This is a genomic window from Psychrobacter sp. PG1, from assembly GCF_014897815.1.
Lineage (GTDB): Bacteria > Pseudomonadota > Gammaproteobacteria > Pseudomonadales > Moraxellaceae > Psychrobacter.
On sequence record NZ_JABUZG010000023.1, the window covers coordinates 1 to 850 of the forward strand.

Sequence of the window (850 nt, forward strand, 5' to 3'; positions counted from 1 at the left end):
AACACCATTGGGGGTAGAGCACTGTTTCGGCTAGGGGGTCATACCGACTTACCAAACCGATGCAAACTCCGAATACCGATGAGTGATATCCGGGAGACACACAGTGGGTGCTAACGTCCATTGTGGAGAGGGAAACAACCCAGACCGCCAGCTAAGGCCCCAAATTCCTAGTTAAGTGGGAAACGAGGTGGGAAGGCATAGACAGCTAGGAGGTTGGCTTAGAAGCAGCCATCCTTTAAAGAAAGCGTAATAGCTCACTAGTCGAGTCGGCCCGCGCGGAAGATGTAACGGGGCTCAAACTAGGAGCCGAAGCTGCGGATTTGAATTTGTTTTCAAGTGGTAGGGGAGCGTTGTGTAAGCCTGTGAAGGTGTGTCGTAAGGCATGCTGGAGGTATCACAAGAGCGAATGCTGACGTGAGTAACGATAATGCGAGTGAAAAGCTCGCACGCCGGAAGATCAAGGGTTCCAGTCCAACGTTAATCGGGGCTGGGTGAGTCGACCCCTAAGGCGAGGCCGAAAGGCGTAGTCGATGGGAAATCGGTTAATATTCCGATACTTGTTTATAATGCGATGGAGGGACGGAGAAGGTTATGTCAGCCTGGCGTTGGTTGTCCAGGTGAAAGGATGTAGGCTTACAACTTAGGTAAATCCGGGTTGTTACATGGCTGAGATCTGATAGCAAGCTGTACTTGTACAGTGAAGTGGCAAATACCATGCTTCCAGGAAAAGCTTCTAAGCAATAGTTATAAACGAATCGTACCCTAAACCGACACAGGTGATCAGGTAGAGAATACCAAGGCGCTTGAGAGAACTCTGCTGAAGGAACTAGGCAAAATGGTACCGTAACTT

1 rRNA gene is annotated in these 850 nt (G+C 49.6%); it reads left to right on the forward strand.

From position 1 onward, the window contains the following. Window positions 1-850, forward strand: a 23S ribosomal RNA gene (locus INT03_RS00900); the annotation flags it as partial.